The sequence below is a fragment of the Streptomyces sp. NPDC020958 genome (genome assembly GCF_055562175.1).
In genome coordinates this window covers 600,230-615,952 of the sequence record NZ_JBVHFU010000001.1, presented here as the reverse complement: position 1 = coordinate 615,952, position 15,723 = coordinate 600,230, and the positions used below count along the sequence as shown (strand labels likewise).

Here is a 15,723-nt window from a genome sequence, read left to right as displayed (position 1 = left end):
CGCTACTCCTGTCGGTGATCTCTGTTCTCGGTCGCTTCCGCCTCCGCGGCACGGTCACGCCGACTCGACGGCCTCGTGCTTCGCGGCGTGTTCCTGGAAGAAGCCGCCGATGAGCGTGTACAGCCTCTGCACCTCGGGGATGACCGCGGTCATGCCGAGGGCGCCGTGGAACAAGCCGTCGAACCGGTGCTGTTGCACGGGAACGCCGGCCGTGGCGAGCGCGCCCGCGTACTGTTCTCCCTCGTCGCGCAAGGGGTCGAGCTCGACAGTCACCACCAGGGCGGGAGCGACTCCCGCCAGCGACTCCGCCCGGTTCGGCGCCGCAAGCGCAGTCACCTCACTGCCGCTCAGGTACGCCGCCCACATGCCGTCGATCGAGGCGGCACTGAGAATCGGACCATCAGCGAACTCGGTGCGCGACGCGGTCGACGCCTCGGGGTCGAGGGGCGGGTACACCAGGACCTGCCCGGCGAGTTCGATCCCGGCGTCGCGGGCGCGCAGCGCGGCGACGGTCGCCAGGTTCGCGCCGGCGCTGTCGCCCATGACCACGATCCGCTCGGGATCTCCCCCGTAATCCGCGATGTTGCCGCGGACCCATTGCAGGGCGGCAAAGGTGTCGTCGGTGGCTGAGGGGAACGGATGCTCGGGTGCCAGCCGGTATCCGGCCGCCACGACCACCGCTTTGAGGTTCGCTGCCATCAGGCGAGCGGGGCTGTCGGCGAGATCGATCGATCCTGCGAGGAAGCCGCCGCCGTGGTAATAGACCAGTACGGGGAGCGGGCCGCCGGCCTCGGGGATGTAGATCCGGGCCTGCGGGTGGTCGATCGACTCGACGCGCACCTGCGGCCCGGGCAGCTGGAGTTGGATCAGCCGGGCAGCGCGCGCCCGGATGTCCTCCAGGGTCCTTTCCTGGGGCGGCTGGGAATCTCCGACCAGCGTGGTGCCGTACGCCAAGGCGGCAGTGGGGCTCAGCTTGAGCAGCGGAGACAAGGGCGTGGGGCGTCCGCCGAGCGCGAATCCCGCGTAGTCGCGTCGCGCGATGTCGGCCTGGAACGCCCGGTACAGGGGCGCGCCGCCGACGAACATGTAGGCCCCTCGGGGCTTGCCGGCGATGTTTCCGCCGAGCCACCACGCCTTCTCGGCTCGGGGTATCAGGGTGAGGTTGAAGATGTTCGTGCACAGCTCTCCCCAGACGCGCTCGGCCTCCGGCGTCGGCTCGATCGTCCTGGCGCCGTCCGCCTCGACGCGCGCGATGGCCGCCGCGGTGAAGTCGACGGCGTCCTCGATGGCCAGGGGCGCGTTGTAGAAGATGGCCGTGCTCTGCGGACCGACGATCATGAAGAAGTTGGGGAAGCCGGCGACTTGGGACCCGAGCAGGCTGGTCGGGCCGTCGGCCCACTTCTCACCGAGGGTGACTCCGTCGCGTCCGGTGATGTTCAGCATGACCTGCGGCGCGGTGATGGCGTCGAATCCCGTCGCGAGGATGATCACGTCGAACTCCCGGAGCGCGTCGCTGGTGCGCACGCCGGTCGGGGTGATGGCCTCGATCGGGGCCTTGCTGACGTCTACCAGGTCGACGGTCGGCAGGTTGTAGACCTCGTAGTAGTCCGTTTCGAACGGCGGTCGCTTGGAGCCGTACGGGTGATCGGTCGGGGTGAGCAGGTCGGCCGTCGCGGGATCCCGGACCCGTTCGCGGATGCGCTCCCGGATGTACTCGGAGATGGTGTCGTTGGCCTCCTGCGAGAACAGAATGTCCGAGAACGTCGAGACGAGCAGGGGGAAGCCGCCCCTGTCGTAGTACTTGTCGAGGATCTTGCGCTGCTCCTCGGGCGTCAACGCCGCGGCCGGCCCGCTCGCCAGGTCATAGGGGACGCCGATGAAGCTGTGCCGGGACCCGGCGCGCAGCTCGGCGTGGTGATCTGCGTTCCACCGCCGTTGTGTGGGCTCGACCTTTCCGTTGCCGAGCGGCGCCGCGTAGGCGGGTGACCGCTGGAACACGGTGAGGTGCGCGGCTTGTTTGGCGACCTCCTGGATCACCTGGATACCGGTCGAGCCGGTGCCGATCACCGCGACCCGCTTGCCGGTGAAGTCAACGGGCTCGTGCGGCCAGCTGCTCGTCCGGTACAGCTCGCCCTCGAAGCTGTGCGCCCCGGTGAACTCCGGGGTCTTGGGCACGGAAAGGACCCCGACGCCACTGACGACGTAGCGTGCCGTGCAGGTCCCGCCGTCATCGGTCCGGACGGTCCAGCGCGACGCGTCCTCGTCCCAGGTCGCCGAGGTGACGCGCGTGTTGAAGGTGAACGACCTGCGCAGATCGAGCCGGTCGGCCACCCACTCGAGGTAGGCGAGGATCTCCGGCTGGGCGGCGAAGCGTTCCGACCACTCCCACTCGCGCTGCAGATCGTCGGAGAACGAGTAGCTGTAGTGGACCGACTCGAAATCGCAGCGGCAGCCAGGATAGCGGTTCCACCACCAAGTACCACCGACGCCTCCGGCGGCATCGAATCCCTGAACATCCAGTCCGAGCTGATCGCGCAGCTTGTGCACCGCGTACAGGCCGGAGAATCCGCCACCAATAACGACGACATCATGTTCCATGACCATTGGCCGTTTTCTCCACGATCTCTGATTCACAATATCTGATTCGTCATTCCCTACCGACGGGGAAATCAGAAATGACCCTAGCCGCGACGCCGGGATATGTCTTCGGTCACCCGGTCATACATCGTGCGGGCGATTGACCATGTGGCTACCGAGTCGCACCCGGTCGCCACCTGGTCGGTCCACGTCCGCCTCACTGACCAGGTGGCCGAAGACAGGGCTCACCGTGATGACTACCGTGGCGAGGAATCCATCGAGAAAAGGGAAAACAAAGCACTCATGCCTCGTCACTCAGAATTCCTACCGCAAGGCGTCATCCCCGCCGTGCTACTTCCCTACCATGACGACCTGTCCATAGATGAACAGGCGTTCCGTGAGCATCTGCACGATGTGACGTCGACCGAGGGAATATCGGCGATCTCGATCAACGCGCATTCGACGGAAGTGGCGTCGTGCACATTCGACGAACAGCGCCGCGTACTGGAGATCGCGCAGCAAGAGGTCGGCGACCGGCTGCCGCTCGTCCACGGCATCTACGCCGACGGCAGCCTCGAAGCCGCGCGACTGGCCCGGATGGCCGCCGCGGGCGGCGCCTCCGCGCTGCTGGGGGACCACCACTTCCCCCGCCCTCCTCAACCGGCGGTCGGGGTGGGCTGGTAGGCCAGGAGTCGCCAGCTGCCGGTGGTGTGTTTCCAGACCGCCAGGCTCCTGTTGCGCAGGGTCCTCTCCACACCCCCGGCGGTGACGTGCGCGTTCATCCCGCCGACGACCAACGCGACGTCGCCGACAACGCGGATGAAGTCGATGGGATGGTCAATGTCGTGATACGCGAAGGAGCCCGCACGGACTTTCTCCAGGTAGGAGTCCAGCGTGTCGGTGACGCCGATCGCGTGCGTGTAGGCCAGATCGGGATGGCACAACTGGGCGAACCGATCCCAGTCGTTCTCCACGAGCGCCTGGTAGCGAACGTCTTGGCTTGACTGGATCGATCGAGCACACTCCCGGGTGGAGGGGTCAGCCGCGGAGCGCGGAGGCGAAGACTCCCGGCAGGGCTGCCCAACGAGGTGATACGGAGAAGTCGGTCAGCAGCCGCCCCGTCGAGGCGGCGGTGCGGTTGGTGACGAACCACGGCGGCCGGGGGGACACGGAGAACTCCCCGTGCAGGATCGAGCGCGGAAAGGGCCGGAACGGACCGCGCAGCACCGTCCGCTCCGGCCCGTCCAGCAGCAGCGCGTTGTGCACGACGCCGATTCCGCTCTGCACGTCGTCCAGGGTGTGGCCGGGGAAAGCACCCCAGCCGGCCCTCGCGGTGAGAAATCCCACGCCTGTCCAGACGTTCAGGCCTATGGTGCCGTAGCGCAGTTCGGTGATCGCCACATCGATTGCCGCGCCGAGTTCCTTGATGGTGCGAGGATGTGCGATGAGATTGACGCCCAGCGTTCCGGCGAACTGATCATTGGCGGCCTTCACCGCGTCGGACAGGAACTGCCGTTCCGAGCCCGGCAGTTCGAGCACACCCAGTACGGGGGCGAAGTACTCGGTGGTCAGAGCCTGCCCCGGGTGATCCGCGTCCAGATCAGGTATGAGCAGACGTTCGCCGATGTGTTCTGCCTCCGGGTAGGACGCGACAGCCTGCACGACCCGGTCCTCGCTTCCCGGGTAGTACGCGGGGCGCGTGGGCGCCGCGGCGAGCCCGGCCCTCAGGTGTTCCAGGAACCGGTCCTTCTGCTCCCAGTCCGAACTGACCACGACGACCTGGCTCGCACAGCAGTTGTAGCCGCCGTTGTGCAGCCGCTGGGTGACGACGTGCTCGGCCTGGAACCGCAGATCCGCGTCGGACCAGTCTCCCGGCACCACGATGGTGGGCGACACCCCGCCCAGCTCACTGGTGACGGACTTCTGCAGGAGCGGCGTACCCGCGTCCTTGCGCGCCGCCCCTTCTGCACCGGGACCATAGACGATCGCGTCGTGGGTCGCCTGACTGCCGGTCATGTGGACGTGGGCGACCAGGGGATGGTTCACCAGATAGGCCCCCACATCGGCGCCCCCTGTCAGGATGCGCACCACACCGATCTCGACGAGCGGAGCCAGGACTTCGGCGAAGACCGCCCGCAGCCCGTCAGTCACCGGATTCAGCTTGAGGGCGACGACGCGGTTGTGCGCGTACACCTCGTACAGCACATCGAGGATCGGGATCGACGTGATGTTGCCGGCCCCGAGGACCACGCCGACACCGGACGTCTCACGAGGCCGCCGCAGCGCCAGGCCGGCCTGGCGCCGTACCGTTTCCGCGTCGATGCCCGGCGGCATCCAGACCTCTGCACTGTACCCGTGCAGCAGGAGCCGGTCCCACATGCTGTGGGGCAGGACCCGGACCGCGGCCCGGCCGCCGGGCGCGTGCCGGACGGCGGCCCGGTCGACAGGACTTCGCCCCTCCTCCAGCGCTTTCGCCGTTGCGGCCAGGGCGGACAGGCCGGTCACGACGGGGTATGGTCCGGTGATCCACTCCTCGCCGATCAGCGGGCTGTCCCCCGGCAGGCGCTTGTAGGCGGCAGCGGCACGCACCCATGCCTGAGCCTGTGCGGCCGTCGCCGTGCGCATCCGCTCCAGCAACTCGCGCCGCTGCGCCAGACCGGTCTGCGCCCAGCGGCTTTCACCACCGGCCAACTCGGCGAGGGCGCGGTCGACTTCTGTCGTCCAGGCGGCTGCCGACGGCGATGTCCCGGTCTCGCTCACTGAAGCGTCCTCGGTTCCGAGCGGTGTCCGTGGTGTGGAATCAGGCATGTCAGACTCTCCCTTTCTCTCGTGTCGCGCGACCCGTGGGTGCGGCGCGAGGCGAACCGGTGGCCGCACCGATCGGTTCGGCTCGCGCGGGGCTGCACCAGGGTGTGGGCGCCTCTCTTGCCGTATCGGCCTCCGCAGAGCCGGTCGTGACCGACGCCGTCTCTGCCTGGAGGCAATGGATCCCGCGCACCCACCCGCCTCGTGGGTCACGTGGAAGCCATGTCCGCACCGGTTCGCCGAATCCGGCGAACATTCGTGGTCGGCGCGTTACGCGTCGAGGAAGGCCCGCACCTCGGCGGTGAACGCCTTGGCGTGCTGGAACAGGAAGGCGTGGCCGGCGTCGCCGTATACCGACAGGATCGCCGAGGACCCTATGTGCTCCACCGCGAAGAAGGACGCCGCTGCGGGAATGAGCCAGTCCTTCATCCCGGCCGCGAACAGGACGGGATGAGTCATGGCCGCGAGATCGGACCGGACCTGGTCGACCGGTGTGGACGCGAACGCGAAGATCGCGGCCATACCGGCCGCCCGCGCCTCGGGCGAGACACCCGGCGCCTCGGGGGTCAGGCGTGTCGAGACCCTGCCGATGTGCTCGAACCCATGGGCACGGCCGGCCTCTGTCTCCGGGAAGAACAACGTCACCAGATCGTCCACGGTGGTCTCGGACTTGGCCATGCTGCTCGCGGCACGCTCGGAGGCGGGCGGCGCTCCCGGCACCTGACCACCAGCGGTGCTGGCGGCCACAACCAGCCGACGGACGAGGTCGGGGCGCCGCAGCGCGACTCGCTGAGCGACCATTCCGCCCAGCGACCAGCCCAGAAGGTCGGCCTGCGCGAGGCCCAGCGCGTCGAGGAACTCCACGGCGTCCTCTGCCAGCGTTTCGACGCAGTCACGCGGTTGCCCCGTGGAGTAGCCGATCCCGACATGGTCGAAAAAGATCACATCGCGGCCGACGGCCAGGTAGTCCAGGAATTCCGGGTCCCACCAGTCGAGGGTTCCGCCGAAGCGATTCAGCAGGACCAGAGGCACACCTCCCCGCTGCCCGATTCGCCGATATCCGAATCGGGCAGCAGGGCCGTCCACGAACAGGTTTTCCGCCTTCTCCGCCAGAAAAGAATTCACTGCGTCCGACTCCTTGCCACGGTGCGCCGGTCTGCCTTGCGGACAGATGGAAGATCGGGATTCACGCTAGCCGCGGCGGTCATCGGTGTCTTCGGTCAGCCGGTCAAGAGAACCGGCAGGAATTGACCATGTGGCTGTTGCGTCCTCACACCGCACCGCGTCGTCGAACCGGGTGGCACCGGCGTGCCGTGCCGCTTCGACGGACGAAGCCTTTGCGCAGGTGAGCCCTGGGTACACAATGAACGCATGACAATGGTGTCACCGTCGATCGCGTCCGCCGCTCGTGACGTCGCCGCTGCACTGGTGCCCCACAGGACCGACATCGGCGAGGGCGTGTGGAACCACATCGTGGCGACACGCCCGAACTTGACGAGTAGGGCTCACACCCCCCTCAAGCTGGCGAACGCCGCCTGCCACGCCACCAACGCCGCCCTGCTGCAGGCACTGGCCAACAGTGCGTCGCTCGAGGACATCATGCCGTCAACCGAGGTCATCCTCGCGACCCGTGCGCTGGTTCAGAACGGCTTCTCCGAGGACGAGGTCATGAGCGGCTATCGCGTGGGCACCGCGTACTGGTGTGAGAACTGGGCGAACGCGGTCGAGGAGTACTGCCCGGACCCCCAACTGTCGGTGAAGGTCGCCAGTTACGGAACCTCCTTCGCCCTCGGCTGGCTGGAGAGGGTCATCGGCCAGGTCGTGGCCGACTACCGGGACGAGGCGGAAAGGATGTCGCGAGAGGGCTCCGTGGCGCGGGCCGCGTACGTCCGCAGGATCCTCGAGGACACCGACGACGGTCTCGACGTCGGGGCCGCGAGCAAGGACCTGCGGTACGACCTCACCGGCCGTCATGTCGCGTTCGTCCTCGGTCGCCATCCGGACAGCCGGGATGACGCGCCACTGGACCCGCTCGCGCGTACCCTCGCTATGCGTCTGACAGCGTCGGCTCCGCCGCTGATCGTCCGCGTCGACCTCGACACCACGCTGTGCTGGGTCCCAACCGCCGAGGTTCGCGCGGCGCGGATTCCGCACGCACCGGTCCTGATCGGTCAGGGGCGGCCGGCACACGGGCTCGACGGGTTCCGCCGGAGCCATCGCGAAGCCTCGGAGGCCGTACGGGTCGCACGTCTCGCACGGCGTCCCGCCGGGACGGTGACCCGTTTCGACGATGCCGAACTCATCGCCCTGTGCAGCAACGATGCCGCCTTCTGCGAGGACTTCGTCCGTGACAAGCTGGGACCGCTCACCGAGGACACCGACGAAACGCGCTGTCTGCGTACGACGCTCCAAACCTACTTCGCGTCGAACTGCAACTTCCGCGCCACAGCGGTCCGTCTCGGCGTCCACCACAACACGGTCCGCTACCGGCTCGAACGGATCGGCGGGCTGCTCGGTCGCCCGCCCGAGCAGAATCGCCTCCAACTCGAGCTCGCTCTCCATCTGGCAGACGGAATCGGTCTGTTCACAGGCGTCGGCACGACGGCCTCAGTCAACGGTTAGCGAGCTGCGACGACACGGAGGGGTGGGAGCGGACACCGCTCCGGCGTCCGCATCCGCCACTTGCCTCCCAGACGGGCCGGGCGGTTTCCCGCATGACGGCGATGCGCGCTGGCGGTTCGCGTCGAAGCCCACTGGCTCCCCCTCGCTGAATCGGCTCGCACGCTGCCGCCAGGGGGTGGGGGGCTCTGACCCCGCCGACGTATGGCCTCCGCCCTCTGATGGCCGGTGAGCAGGATCAACGCGCCTTTGTGGTCTGCGTGGTTGGAGGCCCGTTCCAGCGCGGGCACGACGCCGCCGGGTATGACGTAGCCGGTCGAGCAGCGGACTCGGTTGGCGACCAAACGCTCACAGACCGCGCGGGGCGCGGCTGGCGGTACAGCCCTGCGCCCTGCATCCAGGAAGTGTCCTGGCGTGTCAAACGACCATCCACTGCTGGTTCGTGCCGGCGCTACACGTTGCCTGGTCCAGGGCCGCGCCGTTGGTGGTCGACGCCCCGGCGACCTCCAGGCATTTGCCGCTGCCCACGTTGGTGATGGTGACGTAGCCGCCGATGACCGCCGTCCTCGCCCACAGCTGGTGCGAGGCTCCGGTGCACGTCGACTGGACGGCGACCGCTCCGTCGGCGGTGGAGGCGCCGGAGATCTGCAGGCACTTGCCGCTGTTGACATTGACGAGTTCGTAGGAGGAGCCGACGGCGGTGGGTACCCACTGCTGGTTGGCCCCGGAGTTGCAGTTGCCGGAGTTCACCGCGGCCCCGTCGGCCGTGTCAAGGCCCCAGACGTCGGCGCACTTGGCACTGTTGCGGTTCAGCAGGTGGTTGTTCGCGGCGCCGAGCGGACCGGCGATGACCGGCCAGCCGTTCACGAAGGTCACCTGGCGGATGTCGAGGGTCTCCTGGCCGGAGTTGTCGCCGTCGTAGTAGTGGTAGGCGAGGAACTTGGAGGTGCCGTCGTCGTAGGCGTCGGCGCCGCCTGCGGCCACCTTGGGGTAGGCGCCGGTGAGGACGGTGGTTCCGCCGCCGGAGGCCATGTCGGTGCCGTTCTGGTCGAGGTAGGGGCCGGTGATGCTGGTGGAGCGGCCGACCACGGTGTAGTAGGTGCTGTTGACCCCGCTGCAGCACAGGCCCTTGGAGCCGAACAGGTAGTAGTAGCCGCCGGTGAGGATGATCGTCGGGTTCTCGATGCCGACGGCGATGTGCCACAGGTTGTTGTCGGTGGTGGAGAGCTTGCCGGTGGACTGGTCCAGGACGTGCATGTAGGTGCCGCTGCCGGTCCAGGAACCCCAGGAGATGTAGAGCCGGCCGTCCGGGCCCCAGTCGACGTTGGGATCGATCGGGTAGTTGACGTCCGTGACCATGCCCTGGTCGGTCCAGGGCCCCTCGATGTTGGTGGCGGTGGCGAGGCCCATCACCGCGTAGTTCGTGCCCCACAGGGAGCCGGCGTAGTAGAGGTGGTAGACGCCGTTGAAGTACTTGATGTCCGGGGCCCAGATGTTCGGCGGGGTCGAGCCGAGCCTGGCGGTGATCCAGGAGGGGGTCGCCTCCCAGACGTTGCCCACCTTGGTCCAGCCGGAGGCCGCGGTGCCGCCGCAGGTCTTGCGGATGGTGATGGAGCCGCTGGGGTTGAGCGGGTCGTTCTCGAATCCGGTGGAGAAGCCGTAGTAGCAGGTGCCGACCTTGATGACGCTGGGGTCGTGCATACGCAGGTCGCCGCTGAGGGCCTGTGCGGGACCGGCCGTGGCCAGCCCCAGCAGGGTCAGCAGCGCGACCAGGATCGCGGCGAGGGCAGGGTGCCGCCTCGCCCGTCTGGGTATGCCGGGACGGGGCTGTTCGTGGTGATGGCTGGTCACGCGAGACTCCTTTGTGTCGCTGTGGGCCGGTTCACGCCAGGGCTGAGGTGCTGTCGGCGGATACTGGTGGTGCCGGTCGGCAGGGTGGTCACGCCCCCGTCGGGCCACTCGATCCGTCCCGTGGCGCCGGTGGGCACGGTCGTCTCCACGGTGAGTTCCGTTGCGTCGAGCTCCCAGCGGATCGCAACACGCCCGTACGGCGACTCGTGGGCGGCGCTCGCCCACGAGATGCCGCCGCCCGGTCTGGGGCGGAAGACGATGTCGCGGTAGCCGGGCTCGCTCGCGCCCAGTCCGGCGACCGTGGTGTGCAGCCACTGGGCGACGGCGCCCAGGGCGTAGTGGTTGAACGAGGTCATCTCGCCGGGGTTGACGGTGCCGTCGGGCAGCATGCTGTCCCAGCGTTCCCAGATCGTTGTGGCGTCGTGCTTGAGGGCGTACAGCCACGAGGGGCATTCCTGCTGGAGGAGCAGGGCATACGCCGTGTCGTCGTGGTCGGTGGCGCTCAGCGCGGGGGCCACCAGGGGGGTACCGATGAAGCCGGTCTGGATGGTGTGTCCACCGGCCGCGACCAGGGCGGCCAGCCGGCGTCCGGCGGCGGCCCGGGCTGCCCCGTCCGGCAAGAGGTCGAACTGGAGAGCGATGGCGTAGGCGGTCTGGGTGTCGCTGGTCATGAGGCCGCTGGGCCGGACGTACGCGTCGAGGAACGCCTGCCGAACGCGTTGCGCAAGGTGCTCGTAGCGCCGCTGGTCGTCGTCGCGCCCGAGGACGCCGGCGGTCCGTGCCACATGCCGCAGCGACCAGGCGTAGTAGGCCGTGGCGATGAGGTGGCGGTCGGTGCGGCCGGCTCCCGGATCCTCCGGTGGGGCGAACGGATCGAGCCAGTCGCCCAGTTGGTAGCCCTGGCTCCACAGGCCGGACTCGTCGGCGAGTTCGGTGATGAGGTCGACCCAGCGCCGTGCGCTGTCGTACTGGGCGGCGAGCAGGCCGGCGTCGTCCGAGGCCTCGTACAGGTGCCATGGGGTCAGCGCCACGACGTCGCCCCAGCCGGCGCCTGGTCTGGCCGGGGTCCACTGCTCGCCGCCGGGGATCTCGGGGACGTACCAGGGGACGGTCCCGTCGTCGTGCTGTTCGACGGCGACGTCGCGCAGCCAGGAGGCGAGCATGCCGTGGCAGTCGTACAGGAAAGCGGCGGTGGGCGCGAAGACCTGGATGTCGCCCGTCCAGCCGAGCCGTTCATCACGTTGTGGACAGTCGGTGGGCAGGTCGACGAAGTTGCCGCGCAGGCTCCAGACCACGTTCTGGTGCAGGCGGTTCACCTGCTCGTTGGAGCATTCGAACCAGCCGGTTCTCGCCATGTCGGTGTGGTGGACGCGGGCGACGATGCCATGGGACGGGTCGCCGCCGCGCCAGCCGGTGATCTCCGCGTACCGGAATCCGTGGACGGTGAAGCGCGGCTCCCAGGTCTCGGGTCCGTCGCCGCGCAGGATGTAGCGGTCGGTGGAGGCGGCGCCGCGCAGGGGGCGTACGCACAGCTCACCGTCCTGGAGCACCTCGGCGTGGCGGATGACGACCGTGTGCCCGGCCGGACCGGAGACCGTGATGCGGACCCGGCCCACGAGGTTCTGTCCGAAGTCCACCAGAAGCCGGTCGGCGTCGAGAGCGGTGACCAGGACCGGGCTGAACTCCTCGGTGCAGCGCACCGGCGGGCCGGTGGGCGCGACCAGGGTCGCCGGGTCCCGGTCGACCAGGTCCACGGACGACCAGCCGCTGGCGTCGAATCCAGGGCTCGACCAGCCGGGCAGCTCCTGCCGCGCGTCGTACGTCTCGCCGTCGAGGAGCCCGGAGGCGAGGATCGGCCCCCGGCCGGCGCGCCAGGAGGTGTCGGTGCCGACGACGGTGACTGTTCCGTCGCGGTGGACGATCTCCAGCTGGGCCAGGAGCGCGATGCGGTCGCCGTAGAGGTCGGCATGGCCGCCGCCGAAGCCGAGGCGTCCGCGGTACCAGCCGTCGGCCAGCCACGCGCCGATGGCGTTGGCGCCGGCGCGCAGGTGGTCGGTGACGTCGTGGGTCTGGTAGCGCAGCCGGTGGTGGTAGCTGGTCCAGCCGGGTGCGAGCGCATGGTCACCCACCCGCCGGCCGTTGATCTCGATCTCGTACAGGCCGTGGGCGGTGACGTACAGCCGGGCGCGCTCCACGTCCGCGCCTGCGGTGAACTCCTTGTGAAGCAGCGGCGGTTGGCGGTCGACTGGGAGGCGCTGACTGTCGTACGACTGCGGTGGCTCGCTCGGTGAGATCGCGCGGGCCGTCCAGTCTGCCGGTGTCAGCAGCCCCGTCTCGATGTGCAGGAGAGGGCTCCAGGCGCTGGTGACGTGGTCGGCTCCGCGGACCCGCACCCGGACCTGGCAGGCTTCGCGGGACGCCAGCGGTCGCAAGGGCCAGGGGACGAGAACGGAGTCCCGGGAGGTGAGCCATTCCGTGCGGTGCGTGCCGTCGGCGCGATTGGCCTCGATCTGGTAGGCGTGCTGCGTCCACCCCGGGGGTGCCGTGGTCTTCCAGGAAAGCCGGGGTGACGGCTCGCCGATGCCGAGCGGCTCCCGGTGGTGTTCGGCCGTCGGAGCGGCCACGGTCGGTAGGGGCTCGCGGGTCATCCCTTCACCGCCCCGGCCGTCAGACCCTTGATGATGCGCTGGTTGATCAGCAGGTAGAGCACGAGGGCGCCGACGACGTTGATACTGATCGCCGCGAAGAACGGCCCGTAGGCCGTCTCCCCGTACTGGCCGGTGAAGTTGAGCAGTCCCACCTGGATGGTGCGCAGGTCGTCGTTGGTGGTGAAGGTGAGCGAGATCAGCAGGTCGTTCCAGATGAAGAAGAACTGCACCAGCGCGACAGTGAAGACGGCGTTGCGGACGACGGGGAAGCCGATCCGCCAGAAGGCGGTGAGCATGCCGGCCCCGTCGAGGGTGGCGGCCTCGAAGATCTCGCGGGGGACGGCACGGAAGTAGGTGGCCATCATGAAGACGGTGAGGGGGAGGCCGACCGCGGTGTAGGTGATGATCAGCGGCCAGATCGTCCCGGACACCCCGGTCTGGAAGTACACGCGGAACAGGGGAAGCAGGATCATCTGGCTCGGCACCATGATCCCCACCAGGAAGACCAGCAGGACCTGGTGGCGGCCGCGCCAGATCATGACCTCCAGGGCGAAGCCCGCGGCGGTGCCCAGCACGATGATGAGTGCGAGCGAGGGCGCGGTTGCCAGGAGGCTGTTGCGGATGTAGAGGGCGACATGTCCGGTCGTCCACGCGTCGGCGTAGTTGTGCAGGTCCCACTTTCCGGGCAGCGACCAGGCGGGGTCGTTGACGAACTCCGACTGGGTCTTGAAGGAGCTGAGCAGCAGCCACAGCAGGGGTGTCACCTCGACGACCACCAGCAGGGTGACCAGCAGGTTGCGTGTCAGGCGCCGTGTGTACCCGCGTTTTCGAACGGTGGCCCGCCGTGGCAGAGGCAGGAGTTCCCGTGGCGGTGCCGTCATCATGTCGGTCATGGGAGTTCAGCCCTTGGTCAGGTCGCGGCGCGAGAAGCGGAAGATGATCAGGGTGACGCCGAGGCAGACGACGGTGAGCAGGGACGCGATGGTGCTGCCGTAGCCGTAGTCGCCGTAGGAGAACGCCGTGCGGAACATGTAGAGGGTCAAAGGCGTGGTGTCGCTGCCCGGGCCGCCGTTGGTGAGGGCGAGGACGGAGTCGAACACCTTCAGCGTGCCGTTGATGCTGAAGACGATCGACGACAGCAGCACCGGCGCGGACAGCGGCAGGACGATGTGCCGGATCAGCCGCCATCCGGTGGCACCGTCCAGCCGCGCCGATTCGAGCGTCTCGTCGGGGATGTCGAGCAGGCCGGCGAAGATGAGGACGCCGTAGAAGCCCATGGAGCGCCACACGTCCATGACGACCAGGACGATGAACGACCCGCCGGCGCCGGCGAACCAGTCGCCGTGGTGGACGCCGAGCCCGTCGAGGGCGATGTTGGCAAGGCCGTTCTGCGGGGCGACGGCGAAGATCTTCTGGAACATCAGGGCCACCGCGACCGTCGGCAGGATCACCGGGAAGAACACCAGCGTCCGGACCACCGCCGACGACCTGCGCAGGACGAACACGTAGAGCAGCGCGAGCAGGTATCCGCACAGGACCTGCCCGGCGCTGACGGCGATGGCGTACTTGAAGGTGAACCACAGCGCGGAGTGCGCCTGCGGGTCGTGCCACAGCTTGGTGAAGTTGCCGAACCCTCCGAAGGTGAAGCCCTCGATGACGTTGCCCTTGAAGAAGGTGTAGCCGAGGGACCAGCCCATCGGTACCAGCATCACCAGGGTGTACACCGCCAGCGCCGGGCCCAGCAGGACGGCGATGGCACGGCGGTCTCCCAGAACTGAACGCATGACGGCTCTCTCACGAAGGGGTCGGGGCGAAGCACGGTGGGGCGGGACGGGTCACCCGTTGTCGAGGTCGGCCTGGACCTTCGACATGAAGTCCTTGGCCGAGAGGGACCCGGTGACGAGCGGCGCGGCGTTGGTCTGGCTGGTCTCCGTCGCCTTCGTGTTGAACAGCGCCTCGAACCACAGGGTGCTGGTCTTGGTCTTGGTGATGGTGTCCTGGACCGTCTGCGTGAGCGGGGGCAGTGTGCCGGTGTCGCCATTGGGCTTGAAGCCGGAGATGGTGCCCTGATCCTTCAGCGAGGCGGCGCCGTAGTTCTTCGTGATGCAGGACAGCCAGTCGCCGACCTTGGCGTTGTACGACTTCGCGGACACGGCGACCGGGAGGCCGACGTTGGCCGGGATCTGGTCCGCGCTGCCCTTGCCGCCCGCGACGGTCGGGAACGGCAGGAAGCCGACGTTGTCCGCGCCGATCTTGTTCTTGGTCTTGTCGTTGAAGTCGCCGAGCTCCCAGCTGCCCATGTAGAACATCGCGGCCTTGCCGGTCAGGAACTGCTGCACGGCGGTGTCGTAGTCGATCGATCCGACGCCCTTGCCGAAGTAGCCCGCCTTGCCGAGGTCGGCGACGGCCTGAGCGGCCTTCACATATGCCGGGTCGGTCAGCTTGGCCTTGCCGTCCGCCACCGCCTGCAGGGCATCGGGGCCGAGCTCGCGGAAGATGTACCCGCTGATGAGACGGGTCAGGGGCCAGCCGTCCTTGCCGTCGGCGGCGAACGGGGTGATGCCGGCACCCTTGAACTTCGCGGCGGCCGAGACCAGCTGGTCGTAGGTCGTCGGGGTGGCTACGTGGTGGTCGGCGAAGAGCTTCTTGTTGAACCAGATGCCCTCGATGTTGAACTGGTAGGGCATGACGTTGAACTTGCCGTACAGGTTCTCGACGGTCTTCACGGCGGCCGGCTGGAGGTCGTTCCAGACACCGAGGTCCTTCAGCGTCTTCTCCAGGTCGAGAACCTGGCCGGCCTTGTCCAGGGTCTTGGTCAGCTGCGGTGTGCCGCCCGCCGCGAACTGCACCGGCAGCGCGTTCTGGCCCGCGAGGAGCTGCACCTTCTGGTCGACGTTGCCGATCGGCAGCGTCTGGATCTTCAGCGGCAGGGTCTTGTTCTGCGCCGCGCACGAGCCCTTGCCCAGCGCGGTGAGCTCCTGCTGCACGATGTGGTTGTCGTCGTTGATGGTGAGGGTGAACGCCTTGGACTCGCTGCTCGAGACGCTCCCGCCGCCGCAGGCACTCAGCAGCAGGCTCGAGGTGGCGGCGGTCGCCAGGAGGGCGATACGGCGAGTTCTGAGGGTCTTGTGCACGGGTGCTCCTCGGCACACAGGGCGTTGAAACGCTTCAATGGGGAGATGCCGGGAACCTATGACCCCCTTCGGTGCGTGTCAAGGATCTG

The 15,723-nt window shown here is 68.2% G+C and carries 11 protein-coding genes; 2 read left to right on the top strand and 9 right to left on the bottom strand.

The features are described from left to right. Window positions 1–54: 54 nt before the first annotated feature. Window positions 55–2,598: a flavin-containing monooxygenase gene (locus tag ACZ3KP_RS02820; protein ID WP_467495803.1), complete on the bottom strand. Its 2,544-nt coding sequence runs from the start codon at window positions 2,596–2,598 to the stop codon at window positions 55–57. Between the two features lie 207 nt (window positions 2,599–2,805). Here ACZ3KP_RS02820 and ACZ3KP_RS02815 point away from each other — a divergent pair, with 207 nt between their 5' ends. Then, window positions 2,806–3,261: a dihydrodipicolinate synthase family protein gene (locus ACZ3KP_RS02815; protein WP_387145856.1), complete on the top strand. Its 456-nt coding sequence runs from the start codon at window positions 2,806–2,808 to the stop codon at window positions 3,259–3,261. On the opposite strand, the gene ACZ3KP_RS02810 is transcribed toward ACZ3KP_RS02815, so the two are convergent. From ACZ3KP_RS02810 to ACZ3KP_RS02800, 3 genes are all read right to left on the bottom strand, one after another. Further along, complete coding sequence (locus tag ACZ3KP_RS02810; RefSeq protein WP_467496756.1) at window positions 3,234–3,587, bottom strand: nuclear transport factor 2 family protein; 354 nt, start codon at window positions 3,585–3,587, stop codon at window positions 3,234–3,236. The two genes, ACZ3KP_RS02815 and ACZ3KP_RS02810, sit on opposite strands and share 28 nt — an antisense overlap. A gap of 28 nt (window positions 3,588–3,615) precedes the next feature. Beyond that, entirely contained in the window at window positions 3,616–5,337 is a 1,722-nt protein-coding gene (locus ACZ3KP_RS02805) for an aldehyde dehydrogenase family protein (RefSeq protein ID WP_387145862.1), read from the bottom strand. A 315-nt stretch (window positions 5,338–5,652) separates the two neighbouring features. Next, window positions 5,653–6,468 (bottom strand): alpha/beta fold hydrolase, encoded by an 816-nt coding sequence (locus ACZ3KP_RS02800; RefSeq protein ID WP_467495800.1) that lies wholly within the window; start codon window positions 6,466–6,468, stop codon window positions 5,653–5,655. A gap of 222 nt (window positions 6,469–6,690) precedes the next feature. Here ACZ3KP_RS02800 and ACZ3KP_RS02795 point away from each other — a divergent pair, with 222 nt between their 5' ends. Continuing rightward, the gene (locus ACZ3KP_RS02795) at window positions 6,691–8,004 is read left to right on the top strand and encodes a PucR family transcriptional regulator (RefSeq protein ID WP_467495798.1); all 1,314 of its coding nucleotides are present in this window, start codon (window positions 6,691–6,693) and stop codon (window positions 8,002–8,004) included. A gap of 414 nt (window positions 8,005–8,418) precedes the next feature. Here the strand turns inward: ACZ3KP_RS02795 and ACZ3KP_RS02790 are convergent, their stop codons facing one another. Genes ACZ3KP_RS02790 through ACZ3KP_RS02770 form a run of 5 tightly spaced genes read right to left on the bottom strand, consistent with a single transcriptional unit; the run spans window position 8,419 to window position 15,634 of the window. Then, window positions 8,419–9,852 carry a family 43 glycosylhydrolase gene (locus tag ACZ3KP_RS02790; RefSeq protein ID WP_387145871.1) on the bottom strand — a complete coding sequence of 478 codons (1,434 nt, stop codon included), beginning with the start codon at window positions 9,850–9,852 and terminating at the stop codon, window positions 8,419–8,421. Continuing rightward, window positions 9,849–12,500 (bottom strand): family 78 glycoside hydrolase catalytic domain, encoded by a 2,652-nt coding sequence (locus ACZ3KP_RS02785; RefSeq protein ID WP_467495795.1) that lies wholly within the window; start codon window positions 12,498–12,500, stop codon window positions 9,849–9,851. Before ACZ3KP_RS02785 ends, ACZ3KP_RS02790 begins: the two co-directional genes overlap by 4 nt. After that, window positions 12,497–13,393: a carbohydrate ABC transporter permease gene (locus tag ACZ3KP_RS02780; RefSeq protein WP_467495793.1), complete on the bottom strand. Its 897-nt coding sequence runs from the start codon at window positions 13,391–13,393 to the stop codon at window positions 12,497–12,499. The genes ACZ3KP_RS02785 and ACZ3KP_RS02780 overlap by 4 nt, the downstream gene beginning before the upstream one ends. Before the next feature lie 6 nt (window positions 13,394–13,399). Further along, a complete protein-coding gene (locus ACZ3KP_RS02775; RefSeq protein WP_467495791.1) occupies window positions 13,400–14,284 on the bottom strand; it encodes a carbohydrate ABC transporter permease in 885 nt (294 codons plus the stop codon). Between the two features lie 51 nt (window positions 14,285–14,335). After that, a complete protein-coding gene (locus tag ACZ3KP_RS02770; protein ID WP_387152555.1) occupies window positions 14,336–15,634 on the bottom strand; it encodes an ABC transporter substrate-binding protein in 1,299 nt (432 codons plus the stop codon). Window positions 15,635–15,723 lie beyond the last annotated feature (89 nt).